Source organism: Bradyrhizobium sp. Kon69 (assembly GCF_055807515.1).
The window spans coordinates 1-281 of the sequence record NZ_JBVVOS010000311.1 but is presented as its reverse complement, the minus strand read 5'-3'; the positions used below and the strand labels follow the sequence as shown (position 1 = coordinate 281).

Here is a 281-nt window from a genome sequence, read left to right as displayed (position 1 = left end):
CAAACATGGGGTTGCCGGCCTCGCCTGTATATCGTGCGACACCGCAGGGCTCGGGCACTTATCGCGTCTGCGAGCCCCACGCGCACTCCCGCGAGGCACGCCCTATGGCTTCGACGCCTGCGCCTGCTTCAGCGCGCTCTTGCAGCCATCCGACAGCTGGTTGAAATGCTCGATCATGCACTGCTTGACGCGGCCGCCTCCCGGCATGATGCCGGAGCACAGCGCGCGCATGTCCGCGGTGCACGCTTGGCGTATCTCCTGTCGCGGTTGCTGGGCGGACG

General features: G+C 66.9%; 1 protein-coding gene. It reads right to left on the bottom strand.

The window, feature by feature from the left end; all coding sequences use genetic code 11:
- Positions 1 to 102: 102 nt before the first annotated feature.
- Positions 103 to 255, bottom strand: coding sequence for a hypothetical protein (locus AC0L3U_RS39280; RefSeq protein ID WP_473365103.1), 153 nt, complete (start codon positions 253 to 255; stop codon positions 103 to 105).
- Positions 256 to 281 lie beyond the last annotated feature (26 nt).